The following is a 21,320-nucleotide window of genomic DNA, read 5'->3' on the forward strand; positions in this document are numbered from 1 at the left end:
GGCCCGCGACCCGGAAATGGACGTTCTGGACACTGGCCGAGAAATCGACGGTCAGGACGCCCGCATTGTCCATGTCGAACGAGCTGTTCGTGTTTGCGGTGCCGTCGCCGGTGTCGATGCCGTCCACCCGGTTCGATTCGTCGAAGCGGTCGCTGGTTCCGGTGCTGACGTAGTCGAACGTGACCCCGTTGATCGTCTGCGATCCGCTGGTGATCGGAGCTGTCGGAGCGGCCTCGTCGCTCCAGAGAAAGGCGGCCCGGCGCCGGGGCCCGTGCCGTCGCCGATCAGGTGGTCGTCACCGTCACCGCCGGTGATGCTGTCTGCGCTTTCGCCCCCGTCGATGGTGACGCCCGTGGTCGTCGCACTTGCGTCGGCGATATCGTCGAGTTCGGTAAAGACGATCCGCTCGATCACCGAGAAATCGATGGTGCCGACGCCGTCGGTGATCGTGCCCGCCTCGTCGCCGTTGTAGATGACGGAAACGGCGTTCGTAAGCGCGGCCAGGTGTATGGTGTCCGCGTCGATTCCGCCTTCGCCGCCCAGGATCGTGTCCGCGCCGAAGCCGTCTTCGATCCCGAACGTGTCCGCGCCCGCCCCGCCATCAAGGCTGTCGTCGCCGGTCCCGCCATGGATGACATCCGCCGAAAGCGAGCCGATGATCGTGTCGTTGTTGCTTTCGCCGTAGATGCCGGCGATGTCGATCAGCGTCGGGCCGGAGAAATCCAGGAACGCCGCCTGCGCGTCGACGCTGTAGATGCTCACGTTCGCAAAGCCGTTCGCGTCGATCACCTCGATGCTGTTGGTGGCATCGAAATTCCCGTCGATCCCGACATTCGCACCGTCGACCATCGCCAGGATCCTGTCGGTCCCGTCGCCGCCCAAGAAGCCATTGTCGCCGTCGCTGGCATAGGCCAGGAACACGTCGTCGCCCAGACCGCCCAGCAGCGTATCGCGGTCGTTGCCGCCCCACAGCGTGTCGTTGCCATCTCCGCCCAGGACGCTGTCGTTGCCGTCGCCGCCTTCCAGCCGGTCGTTGCCCGACCCGCCGTCCATCGTGTCGTTTCCGGCATAGCCGCGCAGGATGTCGTCACCGGTGCCGCTGGCATCCGTGGCGCCGTCGGAATGCCCGGGCCCCATGGCGTCGTCGCCCGCCGTGCCGTCCACGATTCCGTCGGGCTGAAGCACGGTTTTCGGCGTTGTTGATGGTCGCCGTCGGGTCGCGCGTGATGACGGTATCGGTGCCGCCGCCTGTATCGAAACTGCCGGTCGCGTTCTCACCGATGGTGATGGTGTCATCGCCGTTGTTGGTGGCGAAGGTGCTGTTGATGACGAAATTGTCGCCGAGGATGATCGCGTCGTTGCCGCTGCCGCTTTTCCACGTGTCGTTCGTGACGTTGTCGCCGACGATCAGGGTGACGTCGCAGGTGGCCTTGTCCGCCTTGAAGAACACGCCGCCCAGATCGACGTTGTCCGCGATGGTGATGTCCGGGCTCAGCTTTTCCTTGATCTCGACGTCGAACGCGTTGGGGTTGCTGTCGTCGAAGATGATCGAGAAATTGATGAGCGATCCCGACGCTGACTCCAGACGGATGTTGTTGGACGCCGTGGGCTTGAAGATGAAGACACCGCCCTCGGTGACGAGGATGGTGCCGCCCGGCATATCCGTGGGGATGCGATAGGTCGCCATGGGTCAGATCGCACCGAAGGTGGTGACTGGGCCGCGCACCGGTCGGCGGGGCCCGATCTTTGCGGGGGGCCGACCTTTCCACATCCGAGACCCGGGCAGACGACACCGCCGACAGGACCGGGTGCAGCCCATGCCCCGTCGCTTCCAGTGGGTCCTGCGCCCCCATGGTTCACGGATATCGTCGTCACTTCGAAGGCCACCGCTTTGGCGCGAATGCGGACGTTCATGGGCAAAATCGCTTAAGGATGCGTTTCGGCGCACGTGAGAGGTGTCCCGGGGTGTACGGATGGCATTTTGAAAAAATTGCGCGGAACGCCGACGGCGGCATCCTGCGCGAAGATAGCCCTTCTATGGCGGAGGCATCTCAGTCGGCGCTCTTGGCGAGCCGCTCTGCCCTGGCTTGGATCGCCTCGTAAGCCGAGATCACGAGCGACCGAAGCCACAATCCGCCCGGGTCCTGCGCCAGGCGGGCGCTCCAGAAGAAGCGGAAGGTGATGTCCGGCAGGTCGATCGGGGGGCGCTTGGCAATCAGCCCGTAAGTCTGCATGTCCTCGACCATGAACCACTCGACAGTCGTGCCCAGCATGTTCGTCCGTGCCAGAAGCGGTGCGACGCCCGAGAATTCCGGCAAATGCGCCCCGATGCGCCGTTCAAGCCCATCGCGCGAGATGCTTGCCTCCACGGTCTGGCGCCCGGCATTCGACAGGCCGACCATCACGTGCGGCCAATCCAGCCAGGCCTGCTTGTTCCAGTTCCCGGCGGCGGGATGGTCCTTGCGCATGTAGGTATAGCGTTTGAGCGTCGGCATGACCTGCTCGATCACGCCGTCCGGCAGCGGTGTGTCCGAGCCGAGCAGCGCCAGATCGATCTCTTCGTCTGCGACGGCCTGGTAGAGATGCGCGCCCAATCCCACCCATTCCAGCGCCACACCGGGTGCTTCGTCGTCGATCCGGGCGAAGACCTCGGCGATCAGCGCCGTGATCGCCGGGACCGCGATTCGAAACCTTCGATTGCTGGTCGCGGGGTCGAATTCGCGCGGCGGGGCCAGGACCTTTTCGATCTGGCGCAGGATCGGACGCACGTCCTTGATCATCTGCTGCGCGAAGGGCGACGCCTTCATCTTGCCGCCCACCTTGACCAAGATCGGATCGTCCAGCTGTTCGCGCAACCTGGCCAGCGCGTGGCTGACGGCGGATTGCGTGCGCCCGACCCGATCGGCAGCCTTCGTGACGCTGCCCGTATCCATCAGCGCCTCGAACGTGACGAGCAGGTTCAGGTCGATCTTGCTGAGATCAATCTTGCTCATGGGCCATGCAAACTGTTCGTTATCCTTCCAGAATTCGCTCCGCTACCCTTGATACCAGGCCCGCACGACGCGGACCGGGACATGGAAAGGACTACGGCATGACTGGGAACAAAATGAAAGTCGCAATGCGGGGTGCCACGACCGGCCTGTTGATGGGATTGTTGGCCGGGGAGATCGCGCAGGCGGACGCGGGCGCCTCGGACGAGGTCAAAGCGGTCTCGGACGCCTTTTACGGCGCGCTGAACGAGATGTTGCAAGGCACGCCCATTTCGGAACGGGTCGCTTCGCTCTGGCTGGACGCGCCGGATGTCACGGCACAGCACCCGCTTGGCGGGCGCGATACCGGCCTTGCCACCTTGGTCGGCGCTTTCGACGGTGTGGCAAGCATGGCTTCCGGCGGCACGCTGACGCTCGAAGATCAAGCCATCGCGGTCTTCGGCGACACGGCCGTCGAAACGGGTGTCGAGACCGGGACGGCCACCTTGTCGGGCGAAGAAATCCCGCTGGGATACAGGGTCACCAATGTCTACACCCTGACCGACGATGGCTGGCGTATGGTGCATCACCACACCGATCTTTCGCCGCCCCTCATCGACCTGATGGCGCGGCTGGGACAATAGGCGACCTTGCCGCCGATGACGGGTGCGGTCAGCGCAAGGTGGCGCTGCCCTGCCCATCCGACGCCCGGCGGAGATGGAGCGAAACGAAGAATGAGTATCAGCGGCGGCGGGCGCCGTTGCGGACCCGATCGGCCAGGCGTTGGGCGTAGGCGGCGCGCGCTTCGGGGGACATCTGGCCCAGGCGGTCCACCAGGGCGTCTTCGGCGCGGGCGGCGCGCGCTTGGCCCAGCTCGCGCTGGCGGGTGAGCGCGGCGCGGGCGGCTGCGGGATCGAAGGGTTCGGCGCCGAGGGCCGCGATGAGTTCGCGGAAGCGGCGGCGGCGCTCGCCCCGGTCGGGTCGGGGCAACTGGGCGCGGATCGCGGCGCGGTCGGCGTCGGGCAAGGCCCAGATCAGCGGCTCGGCCCGGACGGACGGGTGGGCGCGGCGGTCCAGCCACGCCCCCGCCACAAGGCCCAGGACAAGGAGGTTCAACCCCAGCGACAGGACCAGGATCGTGCGCCAGCGCGCGGGCAGGGTCGATAGGAGCATCCGCTCACTCCTCGGCCAGAAGTTCGAAATCGTAGGACGGGGTCAGGTCGTAATCGGCTTGCGCCAGGCTGAACGTGTCAGGCAGCGCGCCGCCGAAGCCGATCATCAACCCAGCGACACCCGCCGCGACAAGGGTCAACCACGCGCCGGTGTCGGACCGGTTGCGGGGCTGGTGGCGTTTCGCATCGCGGGCGATGCGGGCCATCAGCAGGTCCGACGGCCGCGGCGGGGTCGCGCGGGCGGCGTGGAAGGCTTGTTCGAGCATCGCGTCCTCGGCGATGCGTGCCATCAGCGCATCCGGGACCGCGTCCGGCTTCAGCGCGGCCAGGTCGGCGGCCAGGTCGGCGCTCGGGTCGGTATCGCGGTCAGTCATGGATCAACGCCTCTCTGCGGGGGGCAAGCGCGCGGGCAAGGGCGGCGCGGCCGCGGGCGGTCAGGCTTTCGACGGCGTCGACACTGATCTCCATGGCTTCGGCGACCTGTGGGTTCGGAAGCTCGTGGATATGGCGCAGGATGACCGCCAGGCGCTGGCGGTCGGGCAGCGTCTGCAGCGCATCCTCCAGCGCGGTGCGCCGCTGGGACGCGTGAAGGCGGGCCAGCGTGCCGGGGGCCGTGTCGGGCAGGTCTTGCTCGGGTTCCAGGGGCTGGAGCTGGGCGCGCTTGCGCAGACGGTCCGTGCACAGATTGGCGGCGACGCGAAAGGTCCAGGTGGACACCTGCGCCCGGCCCGGCTGCCAGTCGGGCGCCTTGCGCCACAACCGCAGCAGCGTGTCCTGGGTGACATCCTCGGCCTCGGTGCGATCGTTCAGCATCCGGGCAGCCATCGCCAGGATGCGCGGCGCGTGGCGCTGGGCCAGGGGCGCGGCGGCGGTCTGGTCGCCCGAAGCATAGGCTGCCAGCAAGGCGTCGTCGCTGCGGGGATCGGTGTCGGACATGTCAATCCTGTCGCATGGCGTGGCCCCCCGGGGGAAGAGCCACGCCGGATTTCAGCGGCTGTGCCGGGCGCGCATGGATTGCAGCTCGTCGGCCGACAGAACATCGTCGCCGTTGGCATCCACCCGGTCGAAAAGCCTCTCGATCCGGTCGCCGCGCGGGCCGGGCAACTCGGATTCCGTGAGCTGGCCGTCACCGTCCGCGTCGAGCCGGGCGAAGCGCTGGGCGACGCGCTCGGCGGCTCTGGCCTGGGCGCGGGCGGTCATCTCGGCCTGCGACAGGGCCCCGTTGCCGTCGGTATCGGCGGCCGCGAAGCGGGCGGAGATTGCCGTCTGCGCCTCGTCGCGGGTGATCTGGCCGTCGCCATTCAGGTCGAGCATGCGGATGCGGTCGGCCTTGCCGCGATGTTCGCCTGCCGCCATCGCCACGGGTGCGGCAAGGCCGGTAACCAGGGCGGCGGCGAGCGCTGCAAGTACGGGTCTGTTCATGGTGGTGTCCTTTGGTTGGGTGTCAGTTCGGCGTCGCGACTGGGGGTGATACGGACGAGCGGGGCATTTCCGTCGGCACCATCCCGATTTTTCGCGAAAAATCGCGCACCCGAAGGAAAACAAGGGGCTTTGAGCGTCATCCCGTCGGCGACAACCCTTGCGAGACTCACTTGGGTAGTGTTTGGTTGACAGATGAGTGTCAATTCAGACTTACACCCTTCGCGCGTGGGCGCCGCCCCCTCGGCGCTGCTGGAGCTGTTGAAGCCGGTCACCTGGTTTCCGCCCATGTGGGCGTATCTCTGCGGCATCGTTTCCGCGGGCGTCTGGCCCGGCGCGGACTGGCCGCTGGTGGTGCTGGGCGTCGTGCTGGCCGGGCCGCTGGTCTGCGGGATGAGCCAGGCCGCCAACGACTGGTGCGACCGGCACGTGGACGCGATCAACCAGCCCGAGCGGCCCATTCCCAGCGGCCGCGTTCCCGCCGGGCTGGCGCTGGGCGTGGCGGTCGGCATGAGCGTGCTGGCGCTGGCCGCAGGCTGGCTGCTGGGGCCCTGGGGCTTCGGCGCGACGGTCGTCGCCGTGGCCTGCGCCTGGGCCTACTCGGCCGAGCCGATCCGGCTGAAACGGTCGGGCTGGTGGGGGCCGGGGCTGGTCGGCCTGTGTTACGAGGGCCTGCCGTGGTTCACCGGCGCCGCCGTTTTGTCGGCGGGCGCACCGTCGTTCTTCGTGATCCTGGTAGCGCTGCTTTATGCCATCGGTGCGCACGGGATCATGACACTGAACGACTTCAAGGCGATCGAGGGCGACCGGGCCATGGGCATCAAGTCCCTGCCCGTGGTCAAGGGCCCCGAGGTCGCGGCCCGGATCGCCTGCGTGGTCATGGCGCTGCCGCAGGCGCTGGTCATCGCGATGCTGCTGGTCTGGGGCAAGCCTTGGTTCGCGCTGGCCGTGACGGCCGCGCTGCTCGGTCAGTTCGCCGCAATGCGCGTCCTGCTGCGCGACCCCGAGGGCCTCGCGCCGTGGTACAACGCGGTGGGCGTGTCGCTTTACGTGAGCGGCATGATGGTCACCGCCATCGCGATCCGGGGGATGGCGGTCTGATGCTGTCGTGGCTCTCCATCGTGCGGTTGGGCCTGGTGCAGATGGCGCTGGGCGCGATCGTGGTGCTGACGACGTCGACGCTCAATCGCCTGATGGTGGTCGAGCTTGGGCTGCTGGCCGTGCTGCCCGGGCTGCTGGTGGCGCTGCATTACGGCATCCAGATCACGCGGCCCAACTGGGGGTTCCTCAGCGACAGCGGCGGCAACCGGACGCGCTGGATCATCGGCGGGATGGTGGCGCTGGCGGCAGGCGGGATGCTGGCGGCTTACGGCGTGGTGGTGCTGGACGGCGCTTTCGCGCTGGGCCTTGCGATCTCGGTGGTGGCCTATGCGCTGATCGGGCTGGGCGTGGGCGCCTCGGGCACGTCGCTGCTGGCGCTGCTGGCGACCGCCACGGCCGAGCACCGGCGCGCGGCGGCGGCCACGATCACCTGGCTGATGATGATCGCCGGGATCGCGGTGACGGCGGGCGTCGTGGGCGCGCTGTTGCAGCCCTATTCGCCCGCGCTGCTGCTGAAGCTGGTGGGCATCGTCTGCGGCGGCGCCGTGCTCCTGAGCGTCGTGGCCACCTGGGGGATCGAGCGCGGCGTCGTTGCCCGCCCGGCCCCCGAGCCGATGCCGTTCCGCGACGGTCTGGCCGAGATCTGGGCCGAGCCCAAGGCGCGCGCCTTCACCATATTCGTGTTCCTCAGCATGACCGCCTATTTCCTGCAGGAGCTGATCCTGGAACCCTACGCGGGCCTCGTCTTCGCCTTCACACCCGGCCAGTCCACGCAGCTGTCGGGCGCGCAGAACGGCGGCGTGTTCGTGGGCATGCTGCTGGTGGGCATCGCGGCCACGGGACTGCGGCTGGGCGCGCTTCGGGACTGGGTGATCGCGGGCTGCATGGGCTCGGCCTGCGCGCTGCTGGCGATCGCGGCGCTGGGCCAGGTGGGCCTGCCGCTGCTGGTCCCCGCCACCGTCGCGCTGGGCTTTTTCAACGGCATGTTCGCGGTCGCCGCCATCGGGTCGATGATGGCGCTGGCGGGCGAGGGCCGCGAGGCGCGCGAAGGCACGCGGATGGGTCTTTGGGGCGCGGCGCAAGCCATCGCCGCGGGCTTCGGCGGGCTGCTGGGTGCGGCCTGCGTGGACCTGCTGCGCGTGGCCCTGGGCGATGCGCCTGCTTTCGGAATAGTGTTCGCGGGCGAAGCCTGCATCTTCATCGCCGCGGCCCTCATGGCCGCGCGCATCATGGAGGGGCGGCGGCGGATGCCAGCGTCCCTCGTACCGGGAGAGTAATCGCATGTATGATGTCGTTGTCGTGGGCGGCGGGCCGTCGGGGGCCACCGCGGCCGAGGATCTGGCCCGGGCGGGCCGCAAGGTCGCCATGCTGGACAAGGCGGGGCGCATCAAGCCCTGCGGCGGCGCGATCCCGCCCCGGCTGATCGCCGATTTCGCCATCCCGGACAGCCAGATCGTGGCAAAGGTGAACACGGCGCGGATGATCTCGCCCACGCAGCGGGCGGTGGACATCCCCATCGAGAACGGCTTCGTCGGCATGGTCGACCGCGAGCATTTCGACGAGTTCCTGCGCGCGCGAGCCGTCGAGGCCGGGGCCGAGCGGCTGACCGGCACCTTCCTGCGAATCGAACGCGGCGATACCACGGCGGTTGTCTATCGCGACAAGGCCAGCGGCGAGGAACGTTACCTGCCCACGCGGCTGATCGTCGGCGCGGACGGCGCGCGGTCGAACGTGGCGCGCGGCGAGGTGCCGGGCGGCGACAAGATCCCCTACGTGATCGCCTATCACGAGATCATCAAGGCACCGGCCAAGGGGGGCAACTACGACCCGCTGCGCTGCGACGTGATCTATGACGGGGCGATCTCGCCAGATTTCTATGGCTGGGTTTTCCCGCACGGCGACCAGGCCAGCGTCGGCATGGGCACCGGCATCGACGGGGTGGACCTGAAGAAGGCGACCGCCGACCTGCGCGCGGCCTCCGGCCTCAGCGAATGCGAAACCATCCGCAAGGAAGGCGCGCCGATCCCGCTGAAGCCGCTGGACCGCTGGGACAATGGGCGCGACGTGGTGCTGGCGGGCGATGCGGCGGGCGTCGTGGCGCCAAGCTCGGGCGAGGGCATCTATTATGCGATGGCCGGGGGCCGGGTGGCCGCGACGGCGGCGCAGGCCGCCTTGGTGTCCGGCCGCGCGTCCGACCTGAAGATCGCGCGCAAGCTCTTCATGAAAGAGCACAAGATGGTGTTCCGGGTTCTGCGCACCATGCAGGACGCTTATTACAAGTCCGACGAGCGGCGCGAACGGTTCGTGTCGCTGTGCCACGACATCGACGTGCAACGCCTGACCTTCGAGGCTTACATGAACAAGAAACTGGTCCGCGCCCGGCCCATGGCGCATCTGCGCATCGGGGTGAAGAACGTGGCCCATCTGCTCAGGCTGGTGCCGCAAACCTATGCCTGAGCCGGTGATGATCCCGGCATGGATCGACGGGGTCCTGACACCGGTCGAGAAGCTTAAGGCGCACCAGCGCGGGCTGCGGCACCGGGCGATCTCGGTCTTCGTGATGGATGGCGACGCGGTGCTGTTGCAACAGCGCGCCTTGGGCAAGTACCACACGCCGGGGCTTTGGACGAACACCTGCTGCACCCACCCGCATTGGGGCGAAGATGGGCTTGATTGTGCCGTTCGGCGCCTGTCCGAGGAACTGGGGATCGTCGGTGTCACGCCCGAATTTCAGCTGACCGCCGAGTATCGCGCGCCGGTGGGCGGCGGCCTGATCGAGCATGAAGTGGTCGAGATCTACACCGCACCCGCCGACCGGGACCTGACGCTGTCGCTGAACCCGGACGAGGTTGCGGCCGTGCGCTGGGTGTCGCTGCCTGCCCTGCGGGCCGAGGTCGCCGATCACCCCGATCACTTCACGCCCTGGCTGCGGATCTACCTGGACCGCCACGCCACTTCGATCTTCGGGCAATTGGCGGACCGGTCCGATCCCGCGCAGCTTAGATCGTCCGAAGCGATCTGAGCCGGGCCCGTCCCGCGCGCCGCCGCATCTGGGGTTTTGCTGCCACAATGGAAACCAATCACGCAGCCGTGCGTTTACTCGGTTGACCGTCGATGACAGCACGAACCCCAAGCCTGCCAAACCCCGAGACCGCCATGACCCTGACCAGACGCCATTTCATTGCCAGCGGCCTTGCGCTGGCCGCCTGCCCGTCCGCCGTTCTGGGCCACGCCGGCCTTCCGCACACCTCGCGCGCGACCATGTCTGCCCGCAACGTGGATATCCGGCCCGACGTGGATGTGGACACGATCCACATCTTCCCCGGGTATTTCTCGCTTTACCATGTGCGTGCGCCGGGCCGCGCCCGCGAATACCACATCGCCGTGGGCGACGAGGGCCGCAACCTGTCGGGCAACACCGTCATCAAGCGCAAGGAAGAATGGCCGCGCTGGACACCGACCAGCAACATGATCCGGCGCGAGCCCGAGGTTTACGCGGAATGGGCCGGCGGGATGCCCGGCGGCGGTGACAATCCGCTGGGGGCGCGGGCGCTCTATCTTTATCGCGGCGGCCGCGACACGCTCTATCGCATCCATGGAACGCCGCAGCCCTGGACCATCGGCCAGGCCGTCAGCTCGGGCTGCATCCGGCTGACCAATTCCGACGTGATCGAGCTTTATCCCAACGTGAAACTGGGCACGCGCGTCACGTCCTATCTGTAAGGTTGCGCGGTCGCTTGCATCGCGCGTAGCCTTCGCGGGACCCGGAGCAACGAATCCGGGACCAAGGGAGGATACCTTATGAAACTGATTTCGCTTCGGAACGCCGTTCTGGCAGCCGCCGTCTTCGCCGCGGGGCCGCTTCTGGCCGAAGGCCACGGCTTCACCCCCGAAAACCCCGAATGCATCGCCCCCGCCAATCCCGGCGGCGGCTGGGACTTCACTTGCCGCCAGGTGGGCAAGTCGCTGCAGGATCTCGGGCTGATCCCGTCCACCATGCAGGTCGTGAACCTGTCGGGCGGCGGCGGTGGCGTGGCCTTCGCCGAGGTCGTCAACAAGCGCGCCGACGACAACGACCTGATCGTCGCGGCCTCGTCCGCGACGGCGACGCGGCTGGCGCAGGGCGCCTATCCGGGCAACAACATGGACCAGGTCCGCTGGCTGGGCGCCATCGGCGCCGATTATGGCGTCATCGCGGTGGCCGCCGACAGCGAGATCCAGGACCTGACCGGCCTGATGGACGCCATGAAGGCGGACCCCAGTTCCATCGCCATCGGCGGCGGCTCGGCCGTGGGCGGCTGGGATCACCTGAAGGTCCTGATCGCCGCCCAGGAGGCCGGGATCGAGGACGTGCGCGCCGTGAAATACATCGCCTTCGCGGGCGGTGGCGAAGCGGTGACGCAGCTTCTGGCAGGCTCGCTTCAGGCGTTTTCGGGCGACCTGTCCGAGGCCAAGGGCTTCGTCGAATCCGGTGACATCAAGGTCCTGGCCGTCTTGGCGCCCGAACGGCTGGGCGGCGAGTTCAGCGAGATCCCGACCGCCGCCGAGCAGGGCATCGACGCCATCGGCGCCAACTGGCGTGGCTTCTACGCGCCCGGCAACATGGACGACATGGCCTATGATTACTGGGTCGAGCAGATCGGCACGCTCTACGCCAGCGACGAATGGAAGGCCGTGATGGAAGCCAACGGCCTGGCGCCGCTGGACCTGCAGGGCGACGCGTTCCAGGCCTTCGTGGCCGAATCGGTGGACAGCATCACGGCGCTGTCGAAGGAAATCGGCATCCTTCAATAAGCCCCCGTCCGGGTGACCCCGGCCATCTGGCCGGGGTCTGCTTTTCGATATCGCGGGGAGTCCATGCTAGATTTCGATCCACAACCGGTGCTGACCGGCGAACGGCTGAGCCTGCGCCCGCTGCGCGCCAGCGACCGCGACGGGCTCTACCACGCGGCCAGTGATCCCTTGGTCTGGGAACAGCACCCCGCCAGCACCCGCCACCAGCGCGACGTGTTCGACCCCTATTTCGACGAGCTTCTGGCGTCGAAGGGCACGCTATGCGTGCGCACGGACGGCACAGTGATCGGATGTTCGCGCTATTACCCGGTGCCAGCCCATCCCGGCGAATGGGGGATCGGATACACGTTTCTCGACCGCGCCCATTGGGGCGGCGCGTGGAATCGCGAGATGAAGACCCTGATGCTGCGTCATGCCTTCGCGTCACTGCCGCGGGTCTGGTTCCACATCGCGCAGGACAACCTGCGCTCGCAGATCGCGACCACGCGGCTGGGGGCGGAATACCAATACGACGAGGCGCTGGATATGGGCGTGCCGATGAAGGCCTACACCCTGACCCCCGACCAGTGGCGCGCGGCGACGGGCATCGACCTGATGGAGGACACGGCGTGAGCGACCGCATCTTCGGCGGCATCGGGCTGCTTCTGGCGATCTTCTTTGCGTGGCAGGCCAGCGTGATCCAGGAAAGCTTCCTGTCGGACGTGGTCGGCCCCAAGGTCTTTCCCTACATCATCGCCGCCGTGATGGCGGCCTCGTGCCTCTATTTCCTTCTGAAGCCCGACCCCGAGCCGTCCTGGCCCCGCGCCGGTCGCCTGGCCGAGATCGCGCTGGCCGCGCTGGTGATGATCGCCTACGCGCTGGCTTTGCCCGAGGTCGGCTTCGTCGCCGCGACCGCCGTGGCCAGCGGATACCTGACATGGCGGCTGGGATCGAAGCCGCTGCAAAGCGTGGTGATCGGCGTCTGCACGTCGGCGGGCATCTACGTCATCTTCCGCATGGTGCTGGGCCTGAGCCTGGCCCGCGGCCCCTGGGGGTTCTGAGCGATGGAGCTGATGTCCGACCTTGCGGGCGGTTTCGCCGTCGCGCTGACCTGGCAGAATATCGGCCTGGCGCTGCTGGGCTGCTTCCTGGGCACCGTGATGGGCGCCCTGCCCGGCCTTGGCCCGTCGAACGGCGTGGCGATTCTGATCCCGCTGGCCTTCACGCTGGGACTGGGGGCGACGCCGTCGCTGATCCTGCTGACATCGGTCTATTACGGGGCGATGTATGGCGGGCGCATCAGTTCGATCCTGCTGAACATCCCCGGCGACGAGCCTGCCATGATGACGTGCCTCGACGGCTATCCCATGGCGCAGGCCGGCCGCGCGGGCGAAGCGCTGGCGCTGTCGGGCATCGCGTCCTTCGTGGGCGCCTTCTTCGCCACCTGGGGGCTGGTTCTGCTGGCGCCGCAGCTGGTGAAGGTCGCGCTTCTGTTCGGCCCGGCCGAGTATTTCGCGCTGTTCACGCTGGCCTTCGCCACGTTGGGCGGCATCGCGTCCAACAACCAGGCCAAGGCCGCCTTCGCCGCGGCGCTGGGCCTGGCGCTGGCGATGGTCGGCGTCGACACCCAGACCGGCGTGCCGCGCTTCACCTTCGGCGAGGTGCATCTTTACGACGGGATCGACTTCCTGGTGGCCATCGTCGGATTGTTCGCGCTGAGCGAGGTTTTCGTCTTCCTCGAACACCGGGGCACCGACAAGGATATCTCGCAAAAGCCGCCGACCAAGGTGGGCCGGATCATTCCAAGCTGGGCGCTGGTCAAGTCCTGCATCCCGACCATGGGCCGCACGACCGTGCTGGGCTTCATCGCGGGCGTGCTGCCCGGCGCGGGGGCGTCGCTGGGATCGTTCATCAGCTATTCCATGGAAAAGAAGATGGTCGATCCCAAGGGCGAGACCTTCGGCAAGGGCGACCCGCGCGGCGTGGCGGCGCCCGAGGCCGGCAACAACGCCGCCGCCGGGGGCGCGCTGGTGCCGATGCTGGCGCTGGGCGTGCCCGGGTCTGGCACCACGGCCGTTCTGCTGGCGGTGCTGCTGGCGCTGAACATCACGCCCGGTCCGCTGCTCTTCACCCAGAACCCCGACGTGGTCTGGGGCCTGATCGCGGCGCTCTTCATCGGCAACTTCATGCTGCTGGCCATGAACATCCCGCTGGTGGGGCTGTTCACGCGGGTGCTGCTGGTGCCGCCGCGCATCCTGATGCCGGTTGTGGCGATGGTCAGCTTCGTGGGGATCTACGGGATCTCGGGGTCGTCGTTCGACCTGATGGTGATGGTGGGCTTCGGTGTGCTGGGCTGGGTGCTGCGAAAGCTCGACGTGCCGCTGGTGCCGGTGATCCTGGGCACCCTTCTGGGCAACGAGATGGAGGTGAACCTGCGCCGCGCGGTCAACATCTCGGACGGCGATTACTGGGTGCTCTTGGGCTCGCCCCTGGCGATCGGGCTGTGGATCATCGCCTTCACCGGCTTCGTGCTGCCGATCCTGGTGGGTGGCGTGGTGCGCCGCAAGATGCGCGGCACATCCGAAGGCGTGGGCGACTGATCGCAACGAAATCTTCACCCTGATCGGGCAGCTTCGCATCCAAACGAAAGATGCGAGGTACGGATGCGGTTCAGGCAAGGCGTGATGATGGTGCTTGCGGGCGTGATGCTGCCCGGCAGTCTTTACGCGGACGGCTCGCTGATGGCGCCGCGCGGGTCGATCTTCACGCCGCGCGCGCCCATGTTCGACACCCGCACACCCACGGATGCGCCCGAGGCAAAGGTGCAGGCGGCCAGCCTGTTCATGGACACGGCCGCGGCCGGCCTGTTCGCGCCCCTGCCGGACCGTCCGGTGGATCTGGGGCAACGCGCCCTGGGTCCGATGTCCGGCGATTCGCTGACCCATCTGCGCGCGGTCATCGCCTCGGCGGAAGCCGGGCGCATGGGCTATGACGCCGTGCAGCACGGGGCGAAGGTGAAGCCGCGCAAGCCGCCCACGCAGATGACGCTGGAAGAGATCGTGCTGTGGATCCGCGCCACGCCCGGCCAGCCCCACGCCATCGGCCGCTACCAGTTCATCCCGAAGACGCTGGCGCGCCTGGTCCGCAAGATCGGCGCCCACGGCGAGATGCGCTTCTCGCCCGCCTTGCAGGACCGCCTGGCCGACGAGTTGCTGAAGGAAGCCGGGCTTCTGGCCTTTCGCGACGGCCTGATGCCGCGCCGGACCTTCATGCACAACCTTGCCAAGATCTGGGCCGGGCTGCCCACGGCGTCCGGCAAGTCCTACTACCAGGGTTACGCGGGCAACAAGGCCACCATGACCTACGCCCGGTTCGACGCGGAAATGGCCCGCGCGTTCCCGGGACTTGGGTAAAGGCCGACCCCGGGCTCACGCTTTTGGCCCGGTTTCCGTTCAGGTTGCAGGGCTCAATCAATCGGGGGAAGCCAGATGCACCTATAACTCCTCTCCGCCACCATCAGTCTGCGGGTCTGCGATACCGACCGTGGGTCACGCCCCGCGGCCAACGAAGATTGGGCTGTGCGAACCCTCCCTAGCGCAATCGGCGACGGCACGGACGACCGACGCTCTTCAACGCCGCGCCGGACGATCGGCTCACCGCCATGGCCCTGCCGTCGGCCACCAGCACATGCGCGGGCGTGACGCGGGATGGCGGCGGTCGGGGGATCCGGAAAGTAGTGCACCCCGAAGGCATGCCTTCGGGGTGCGTTCCTGTAGCCAACAGGAAGGGAACCGGGGTATGGAGACCCCGACGTCACATCCCCCTGCAGGGGGCCGCGACCTGGCGTGAGCGGCGGCACCAAGGCTGCCGCTCAATTCGTTGGATCAGGCGAAGCCCGATAGCTGCAGGACCTGGATCGCCGCGTAGGGATCTTCGGGCAGCAGGTAGCTGATCGCCCGCAGGATCAGCACGAAACCGATCACCCCGAAGAACACAACGCCCGCATAGACCGCCCCCAGGCACATCTGGGTGAATACCCACATCCGGAGCGACGGCTGAATGCTGTCTTCCAGGAACCAGGTTTTCTTGTCGTCACTCATGTCGATCACTCCTGATACGGGCTGTAGATCATGAACTCTTCCGGCGTGCGGGCGGGGACGTAGTTCTGCGCCGCGCCGTAACCGTGTTCCTGCGCCCAGACGAACCAGTTATCCACGACCGTTCCGGTCAACAGGATGCCGATGCCGCCCGTGAGGGTCGTCAGCACCGCGAACCACCACGCCCAGCGGTGGATGCCTTCCATGGTGGCGTTGAAGCCCATGGTCCAGCGCCAGAACAGGCCCGCCCGCTCGGATGCCGTGCCGCGGTCGACGATCTGCTCCAGTTCCCGGTCGCCGCCGTAGCGGCCCACCGCAAGGATGGTGCCGCCATGCATGGCGAAGAGCAGGGTCGAGCCATACAGGAACACGATGCTCAGCGCATGGAACGGGTTGTAGAACAGGTTGCCGTAGGTCAGCGAGAACAGGTTGGTCCAGTCGAGATGCGGGAAGATGCCATAGGGCACGGCTTCCGACCAGCTGCCCATCAGGACCGGGCGGATGAGGCCCAGCACCAGGAACAGCCAGATGGCAGACGCGAAGGCCCAGCAGACATGCTTGCCCATGCCCAGCTGGTCGGCCAGGACGTAGGACCGGATCCACCAGCTGATGACCGCCACCAGCAGGAAGAACGACGAGATCAGCCACAGCCCGCCGTCCCAGATCGGCGCCATGCCCAGGCCGTATTCCGGCGCGGGCGGCTCGAGCGCCAGGTAGAAGAGGTCGCGGAAGAACAGGCCCGGCGAGAAGTCCACCTGGACCCAGAAGCTGATGCCCACCAGGAAGAACCATAGCCCCCCGGTCAGCAGCGACACCACGCCGAACGGGCCAAGGTAGATCGGCCCCAGCTGCGCGTTGCCCAGCCAGCCCGCAAGCTGGCTGAAGCTGGCATTGTTGGTGCGGTCACGCAGATCGGTGTCCTCGACCATGCCCATTTCGGGCGGGCCCTGAACCTGGACCTGCGTGAAGATGTTTTGATAATGCGGCATATCCGTGCCCTTTCTTCTTACAGGTCTGCCCACCAGGGCAGTTCGATGTACCAATCCCACCAGGCGATCCACTGATCGAACCAGATGGTGCCCGAGATCACGATGCACAGCGCGCTCCAGAGGCCCGCGTTGATCGCCAGAAGCAATCCAAGGCGGTGGATGCCGAGCGGCCCGATCGAGTAGCCGATGAAGTCGCGGAAGAACGTGTCCTCATGCTCGGGGTTGCGCATTTCCTTGCCCTTGGCGGGGTTCGACGCCGACAGGATCAGCGATCCGTGCAGGGCCAGCGCCAGCGTCGTGGTGAAGAACAGCGACACGGCGACCATGTGGGCCGGGTTGTAGTGGAAGTTGCCATAGAGGTAGCCGGTGTAGCTGACCCAATCGAGGTGGCTCCAGATGCCATAGGGAAACGCATGCCCCCAGGCGCCCATCAGCACGGGCCGGATCACCTGAAGCGTCGTGTAGGCGACGATGGCCGCACCGAAGGCGACGGGCACGTGGAACCCGATGCCCAGCTTGCGGCAGATCTCGACCTCGCGCAGGGCCCAGCTGATGAAGGCGCCATGCGCGCAGATCGTGATGATTTGCCACAAGCCCCCCATCTCGAGCGGGGCCGCGCCCAATCCCATCGAGATCGGCGGCGGGTTGACCGAGATCAGCCAGGGGTTCCAGACCCCCTGGATCGCGGCGGTATAGAAGATCAGGATCGTGCCCAGACCGGCAAAGAAGACGGTCGTGATCCCGAAGAAGCCCACAAAGAAAGGCCCGACCCAGAAATCGAACAGGTCGCCGCCGATGAGCGTGCCGCCCGGCACGCGGTATTTTCGTTCGAAGCTGAGCAATGCCATCTTCTTACTCCGTTGTCTGGCGGCGTCCGTTAGCGGGCCGTCTTGTCAATTCGCTCGGGGGTTTGTTGCGGGCGGGCGGTGGTCCGACCGCCCGCAACAGCTGTGCAAGTGGTCTTATTCGGCCGCGACTGCACCGGTGCCGTATTTGGCAGCGGATTGCTCGAACCAGTTGTACCGGTCCGTGCTGAGCAGGACGAGGTGAATCATCGCCGCCAGCAGGAACAGGAACACGCCCTGCGCCACGAACACGCGACGCGGGTCGAAGACCAGCCAGATTTTGTAGAATTTTGCCATTATTCAGTCCTTCCTCAGAACCAGGGCTTCCAGATGAACACTGCCAGGTGAGCGACGACAGCCACGGCTGAGAACAGCCAGAGCCCGCTCATGTAGACAGAGTGCAATTCCTGCGCCTGCTCGTCGGTAAGACCTGTGAATGACAGGTCGGTTCTATCAGCCATTATTACTCTCCTTAGGATCGTAAAGCTGACGCCGCGGGGCCCCGCGGCCGGGTTCCGGAACAATCCGGACTTCGCCCGACGACCCTAAGGCTGCCGGAAGAATTCTGTGGCTCCCACCCCGGTGCAAGCCCGGGGCGGGATCAGGTCGTCACGCCGAGAAGATCATCGGCGTGATGATGCGCGCCTGGCTCCAGGCCCGCTTGATCGGTCCCTTCTCGGGCAGGGTCATCTGCCGCGCGGCGGTCAGCGCCCAGGTCAGGATCGCCAGCGGCAGCGTCGCCGCGAAGATCAGAGCGAAATAGGCGTAGAACTCGGCCTTGGGATTGGCGCGTGCGCGCGGCGCCTCGGCACTGAATTGTGTGGTCATGTCGCTCATGTGGCGTCCTCCGGGTTGGATTTCTGTGTCGCGGGCTGCAATGCCGCGACGGTTTCGCGGACCACCCTGTCTGCACCCGTCGCGAGCGCTGCCTTTTCGGCGGCGTCGCGCAAGGTGCGGGCGGCGGAAATGCGGGTGAGCACCGGGTGCTCGGACACGATGCGGTCAAGCTCGGCCTGCGCGTCGGTGTCCCATGGGAAGTCGTGTTTCAGGGTCGCGGGCGTCGCGTCGGCGGCGTCCATCTCGCTGCCCAGCGGCAGGATGTGGAACAGCGCGTCGAACAGGCCATTGCAGACCTCCTGCAGCAGGTAGGTCGCGCCCGCGTAGCCCATGAAGGGCGTGCCGGTGGCCCGCCGGATGGCGGCGCCGGGGAAGCTCGCTGGGATGAAGGACGGCGACGGGCCGTGGCCCGATTTCATCTCGGCCAGGTACATCTTTTCGTTGATCGACCCCATGACGACCAGCGGCCGCTTGGCGTGCATCAGGGCGCGCACGGCGTCGTTGTCGGTCTTCTTGCCCGCCAGCCGCGGGATGGCGAAGGCGCAGGGAAACCCAAGCTCGTCTTCCATGAAGTGCCGGATGCCGCGGGTATAGGTTTCGTTGGCCACGATGGCGAATTCGGCGGTGGCGAAGAAATCCTGCGTGACCGAGCGCCAGAGATCCCAGACGGGCTTCAGCGTGGAATGCTTTTCGGTCTCGATGAACGGCTCGGGGTCGAGGCCCAGCAGGTCGCCCAGCGTGCGCAGGAAGGTGGTCGTGCTTTCGACGCCGATGGGGGCCTGCAAGTAGGGCTTGCCCAGCACCTCGCTCAGGCCGCGCCCGAATTCGCGGTACATGCAGATGTTGACGTCGGCATTCACCAGGTTGCGCATTTCGGCCAGGTGCGCGCCCAGGGGCATGACCATGTTGACCTCGGCGCCGATCCCTTCGACCAGGCGCCGGATCTCGGCCAGGTCCGACGGCATGTTGAAGGTGCCGTACATGGGGCCAAGGATGTTGACGCGGGGCGTGTCGCCCTCGGCGCGCTTCTTCTCGGGCGGCATGCGGCCCTTGGTCTGGCCGAACTCGGTGAACAGCCACGTCATCGCCCGGTCGGCGCATTCCCACTGGTCTTCATCGATCGTGCGCGGCAGGAACCGCTGGATGTTGGTGCCCTGCGGCGTGACACCGCCGCCGATCATCTCGGCGATCGAGCCGGTGACGACGACCGCGGGCAGCGCCGGATCCAGCGTATCCCAGGCGCGTTTCATGGATTCTTCGGTGCCCGCACCCATTTCGCCTTCGCCCAGGCCGGTGACGACGATGGGCAGCTCGTGCGGCGGCAGCGCGTCGGTGTAGTGCAGGACGGAGGTGACCGGCAGGTTTTCGCAACCCACCGGGCCGTCGATGACGACCTGCAGGCCCTTCACGGCGCAGAAGGCGTAGATTGCGCCCCAATATCCGCCCGCGCGGTCGTGATCCTGCACCAGCATCAGATCATCTCCTGCGCTTTTTTCGCGCGCGCCTGCTTTTCCAGCTTCTTGAGGTTCTGCGCCCGGAAATCTTCGCGGATGTTCGGCTTGCCTTCCCAGACGCCCGCCGTGTCGCCACCGCCCACGCCCTCGAAGAACGCCTTCATCTTCGACATGCGGTCGCGGTTGCCCATGGCGGCGTTCACCACCTGCTGCAACGATCCGGCCCCGGCGGGGCCCATCAGCGGCCGCGCCGAGATCAGGTTGGTGAAGTAAAGCGACGGGATGCCCAGCTCCTTGCCCTTCTGGACGACGGGCGTGGTGCCGATGGCGAGGTCCGGCTTCACGGCCTCCATCGCCGCCAGGTCGTCTTCCAGCGACGCGCGGAATTTCACCTTCGCACCGTGGGCTTCCAGCCACTCGCGGTCGGCGGAACTTTGCAATGTCTTGGGGCAGGCGGTGCCCACGTAAGGCACCCGCGCGCCGCTTTCGATCAGCAGCCGCGCGACCAGCAACTCGCTGCCCTCGTAGCCCGACAGGGTGATGGTGCCGTCGATCCGGCTGCCCTGCAGCGCGGCCTTGATCGCGGGCAGGAAGGCGTTTTGCGCGGCGGCGACCTTGTCGGCGGCCAGCCCGAACGCGTCGCCGATCCCGGCCAGCCACGCGGCGGTGCCGTCATGGCCCACCGGCGCGCTGCCCACGATGGGACGGCCCGCGGCGGTGAATTCGCGCATGGCGGCGGTATAGAACGGATGGATCGCGGCGACCGCGCCGCAATCGAGTGCGGCGTAAAGCTCGCGCCACTCGCGACAGGGCACCACCGGTCCGGCGGCCAGGCCCATGGGCGCCAGCATCGCGCCGATCATCATCGGATCGGCCGGGAACATCTCGCCCAGCAGGCTTACCGTGGGTCGATCGTCGCGCCCCGTGGCTGGCGCAGGCACCGGGCCCGCGGCCACCTCGGCCCGAGCGTAGTTCAGCATCGCACCCGCCAGAACGTCCTTGGCCTCGGCATGGGTGGGGATGCCGAAGCCCGGCACGTCGATGCCGATGATCCGCACGCCGTTGATTTCCTTGGGCAGCAGCCGCAGCGGCACGCCCGACGCCGTCGGCACGCACAGGTTCGTCACAACGATCGCGTCGTAGCGGTCCGGATCGGCCATGTCGTGGACCGACTCCCGGATGTCCTCGAACAGCTTTCCGGTCACGAGGGACTCGGAGTTGAACGGCACGTAGCCCACCGACCGCCGCGCGCCGTAGAAATGGCTCACGAAGGTCAGCCCATAGACGCAACAGGCCGAGCCCGACAGGATCGTGCCAACGCGCCGCATCCGCAGGCCCACGCGCAGCGACCCGAAGGCGGGGCACATGCTTTGCGGCTTGTCGTGGGGGCCTTGCGGGTAGTCGGCGGCATAGCCGTCCAGCAATTCGCTTTGCCCCGCGGCTCGCGCGGCGGCTTCCATGGCGTCCGCGCCCGCGTGACAGCCGTGACCGTCTCCCGCCGACGGATCGACGGCCAGCTCCGGCGCGTCGCCGCGCGCGGGGCCCTCGATCACCTCGACCTCGTCCGATGGGTCATTTGTCACTTCGCGGTCCATGCTGCCTGTCTTCATCTTTCCAGAAATACCTCGGGGGGTCCGGGGGGCTGGCCCCCCCGGCCGTCGGCC

At 67.1% G+C, this 21,320-nt stretch carries 26 protein-coding genes; 11 read left to right on the forward strand and 15 right to left on the reverse strand.

The annotated features are described in order from the left end of the window. Nucleotides 1-51 precede the first annotated feature (51 nt). The 3 genes from ILP92_RS01490 to ILP92_RS01500 all read right to left on the reverse strand — a co-directional run bounded on the left by ILP92_RS01490 (nt 52) and on the right by ILP92_RS01500 (nt 2,993). Nucleotides 52-1,185 (reverse strand): calcium-binding protein, encoded by a 1,134-nt coding sequence (locus tag ILP92_RS01490; RefSeq protein ID WP_198914590.1) that lies wholly within the window; start codon nt 1,183-1,185, stop codon nt 52-54. Continuing rightward, nucleotides 1,088-1,660 (reverse strand): hypothetical protein, encoded by a 573-nt coding sequence (locus ILP92_RS01495; protein WP_198914591.1) that lies wholly within the window; start codon nt 1,658-1,660, stop codon nt 1,088-1,090. The genes ILP92_RS01490 and ILP92_RS01495 overlap by 98 nt, the downstream gene beginning before the upstream one ends. Before the next feature lie 391 nt (nt 1,661-2,051). Continuing rightward, a complete protein-coding gene (locus tag ILP92_RS01500) occupies nt 2,052-2,993 on the reverse strand; it encodes a LysR family transcriptional regulator (RefSeq protein ID WP_198914592.1) in 942 nt (313 codons plus the stop codon). Nucleotides 2,994-3,091: 98 nt separating this feature from the next. Here ILP92_RS01500 and ILP92_RS01505 point away from each other — a divergent pair, with 98 nt between their 5' ends. Continuing rightward, the gene (locus ILP92_RS01505; RefSeq protein ID WP_198914593.1) at nt 3,092-3,613 is read left to right on the forward strand and encodes a YybH family protein; all 522 of its coding nucleotides are present in this window, start codon (nt 3,092-3,094) and stop codon (nt 3,611-3,613) included. Nucleotides 3,614-3,710: 97 nt separating this feature from the next. Here the strand turns inward: ILP92_RS01505 and ILP92_RS01510 are convergent, their stop codons facing one another. Genes ILP92_RS01510 through ILP92_RS01525 form a run of 4 tightly spaced genes read right to left on the reverse strand, consistent with a single transcriptional unit; the run spans nt 3,711 to nt 5,563 of the window. Beyond that, nucleotides 3,711-4,142, reverse strand: a complete 432-nt coding sequence (locus tag ILP92_RS01510; RefSeq protein ID WP_198914594.1) for a periplasmic heavy metal sensor — start codon at nt 4,140-4,142, stop codon at nt 3,711-3,713. Nucleotides 4,143-4,146: 4 nt separating this feature from the next. Continuing rightward, on the reverse strand, nt 4,147-4,515 hold the full coding sequence (locus ILP92_RS01515) for a hypothetical protein (protein ID WP_198914595.1): 369 nt from the start codon (nt 4,513-4,515) through the stop codon (nt 4,147-4,149). Next, nucleotides 4,508-5,077: a sigma-70 family RNA polymerase sigma factor gene (locus tag ILP92_RS01520; protein WP_198914596.1), complete on the reverse strand. Its 570-nt coding sequence runs from the start codon at nt 5,075-5,077 to the stop codon at nt 4,508-4,510. Before ILP92_RS01520 ends, ILP92_RS01515 begins: the two co-directional genes overlap by 8 nt. 51 nt (nt 5,078-5,128) lie before the next feature. Beyond that, on the reverse strand, nt 5,129-5,563 hold the full coding sequence (locus ILP92_RS01525) for an EF-hand domain-containing protein (protein WP_198914597.1): 435 nt from the start codon (nt 5,561-5,563) through the stop codon (nt 5,129-5,131). 192 nt (nt 5,564-5,755) lie between these two features. Here ILP92_RS01525 and chlG point away from each other — a divergent pair, with 192 nt between their 5' ends. The 10 genes from chlG (at nt 5,756) to ILP92_RS01575 (ending at nt 14,847) form a co-directional block, all read left to right on the forward strand. Beyond that, nucleotides 5,756-6,661, forward strand: coding sequence for a chlorophyll synthase ChlG (chlG, locus tag ILP92_RS01530; protein ID WP_198914598.1), 906 nt, complete (start codon nt 5,756-5,758; stop codon nt 6,659-6,661). Then, nucleotides 6,658-7,938, forward strand: coding sequence for a BCD family MFS transporter (locus tag ILP92_RS01535; protein WP_198914859.1), 1,281 nt, complete (start codon nt 6,658-6,660; stop codon nt 7,936-7,938). The genes chlG and ILP92_RS01535 overlap by 4 nt, the downstream gene beginning before the upstream one ends. Nucleotides 7,939-7,942: 4 nt before the next feature. Next, a complete protein-coding gene (locus tag ILP92_RS01540) occupies nt 7,943-9,118 on the forward strand; it encodes a geranylgeranyl diphosphate reductase (RefSeq protein ID WP_198914599.1) in 1,176 nt (391 codons plus the stop codon). Between the two features lie 7 nt (nt 9,119-9,125). Then, nucleotides 9,126-9,683 carry an isopentenyl-diphosphate Delta-isomerase gene (idi, locus tag ILP92_RS01545; protein WP_198914600.1) on the forward strand — a complete coding sequence of 186 codons (558 nt, stop codon included), beginning with the start codon at nt 9,126-9,128 and terminating at the stop codon, nt 9,681-9,683. A 134-nt stretch (nt 9,684-9,817) separates the two neighbouring features. Continuing rightward, entirely contained in the window at nt 9,818-10,384 is a 567-nt protein-coding gene (locus ILP92_RS01550) for a L,D-transpeptidase (RefSeq protein WP_198914601.1), read from the forward strand. A 78-nt stretch (nt 10,385-10,462) separates the two neighbouring features. Continuing rightward, a complete protein-coding gene (locus ILP92_RS01555) occupies nt 10,463-11,455 on the forward strand; it encodes a Bug family tripartite tricarboxylate transporter substrate binding protein (protein ID WP_198914602.1) in 993 nt (330 codons plus the stop codon). Nucleotides 11,456-11,518: 63 nt separating this feature from the next. Further along, nucleotides 11,519-12,067 carry a GNAT family N-acetyltransferase gene (locus ILP92_RS01560; protein WP_198914603.1) on the forward strand — a complete coding sequence of 183 codons (549 nt, stop codon included), beginning with the start codon at nt 11,519-11,521 and terminating at the stop codon, nt 12,065-12,067. Further along, a complete protein-coding gene (locus tag ILP92_RS01565) occupies nt 12,064-12,495 on the forward strand; it encodes a tripartite tricarboxylate transporter TctB family protein (protein WP_198914604.1) in 432 nt (143 codons plus the stop codon). The genes ILP92_RS01560 and ILP92_RS01565 overlap by 4 nt, the downstream gene beginning before the upstream one ends. Before the next feature lie 3 nt (nt 12,496-12,498). Continuing rightward, nucleotides 12,499-14,034 (forward strand): tripartite tricarboxylate transporter permease, encoded by a 1,536-nt coding sequence (locus ILP92_RS01570; protein ID WP_198914605.1) that lies wholly within the window; start codon nt 12,499-12,501, stop codon nt 14,032-14,034. A gap of 63 nt (nt 14,035-14,097) precedes the next feature. Continuing rightward, nucleotides 14,098-14,847 carry a lysozyme family protein gene (locus tag ILP92_RS01575; RefSeq protein WP_198914606.1) on the forward strand — a complete coding sequence of 250 codons (750 nt, stop codon included), beginning with the start codon at nt 14,098-14,100 and terminating at the stop codon, nt 14,845-14,847. A gap of 471 nt (nt 14,848-15,318) precedes the next feature. Here ILP92_RS01575 and pufX read toward each other — a convergent pair whose 3' ends face one another. The 8 genes from pufX to bchY form a co-directional block, all read right to left on the reverse strand. Further along, entirely contained in the window at nt 15,319-15,534 is a 216-nt protein-coding gene (pufX, locus tag ILP92_RS01580) for an RC-LH1 core complex protein PufX (protein ID WP_198914607.1), read from the reverse strand. 5 nt (nt 15,535-15,539) lie between these two features. After that, on the reverse strand, nt 15,540-16,520 hold the full coding sequence (pufM, locus tag ILP92_RS01585) for a photosynthetic reaction center subunit M (RefSeq protein WP_198914608.1): 981 nt from the start codon (nt 16,518-16,520) through the stop codon (nt 15,540-15,542). Nucleotides 16,521-16,537: 17 nt separating this feature from the next. Next, complete coding sequence (gene pufL / locus ILP92_RS01590) at nt 16,538-17,368, reverse strand: photosynthetic reaction center subunit L (RefSeq protein ID WP_198914609.1); 831 nt, start codon at nt 17,366-17,368, stop codon at nt 16,538-16,540. A gap of 114 nt (nt 17,369-17,482) precedes the next feature. Beyond that, the gene (gene pufA, locus ILP92_RS01595) at nt 17,483-17,662 is read right to left on the reverse strand and encodes a light-harvesting antenna LH1, alpha subunit (protein WP_198914610.1); all 180 of its coding nucleotides are present in this window, start codon (nt 17,660-17,662) and stop codon (nt 17,483-17,485) included. 14 nt (nt 17,663-17,676) lie between these two features. Next, complete coding sequence (gene pufB / locus ILP92_RS01600) at nt 17,677-17,826, reverse strand: light-harvesting antenna LH1, beta subunit (RefSeq protein WP_127772051.1); 150 nt, start codon at nt 17,824-17,826, stop codon at nt 17,677-17,679. A gap of 148 nt (nt 17,827-17,974) precedes the next feature. Further along, nucleotides 17,975-18,202 carry a cytochrome PufQ gene (gene pufQ, locus ILP92_RS01605; RefSeq protein WP_198914611.1) on the reverse strand — a complete coding sequence of 76 codons (228 nt, stop codon included), beginning with the start codon at nt 18,200-18,202 and terminating at the stop codon, nt 17,975-17,977. Next, on the reverse strand, nt 18,199-19,674 hold the full coding sequence (bchZ, locus tag ILP92_RS01610; protein WP_198914612.1) for a chlorophyllide a reductase subunit Z: 1,476 nt from the start codon (nt 19,672-19,674) through the stop codon (nt 18,199-18,201). The genes pufQ and bchZ overlap by 4 nt, the downstream gene beginning before the upstream one ends. Beyond that, nucleotides 19,674-21,251 carry a chlorophyllide a reductase subunit Y gene (bchY, locus tag ILP92_RS01615; RefSeq protein WP_198914860.1) on the reverse strand — a complete coding sequence of 526 codons (1,578 nt, stop codon included), beginning with the start codon at nt 21,249-21,251 and terminating at the stop codon, nt 19,674-19,676. The genes bchZ and bchY overlap by 1 nt, the downstream gene beginning before the upstream one ends. Nucleotides 21,252-21,320 lie beyond the last annotated feature (69 nt).

It is taken from the genome of Palleronia pontilimi, assembly GCF_016412875.1.
Lineage (GTDB): Bacteria > Pseudomonadota > Alphaproteobacteria > Rhodobacterales > Rhodobacteraceae > Palleronia > Palleronia pontilimi.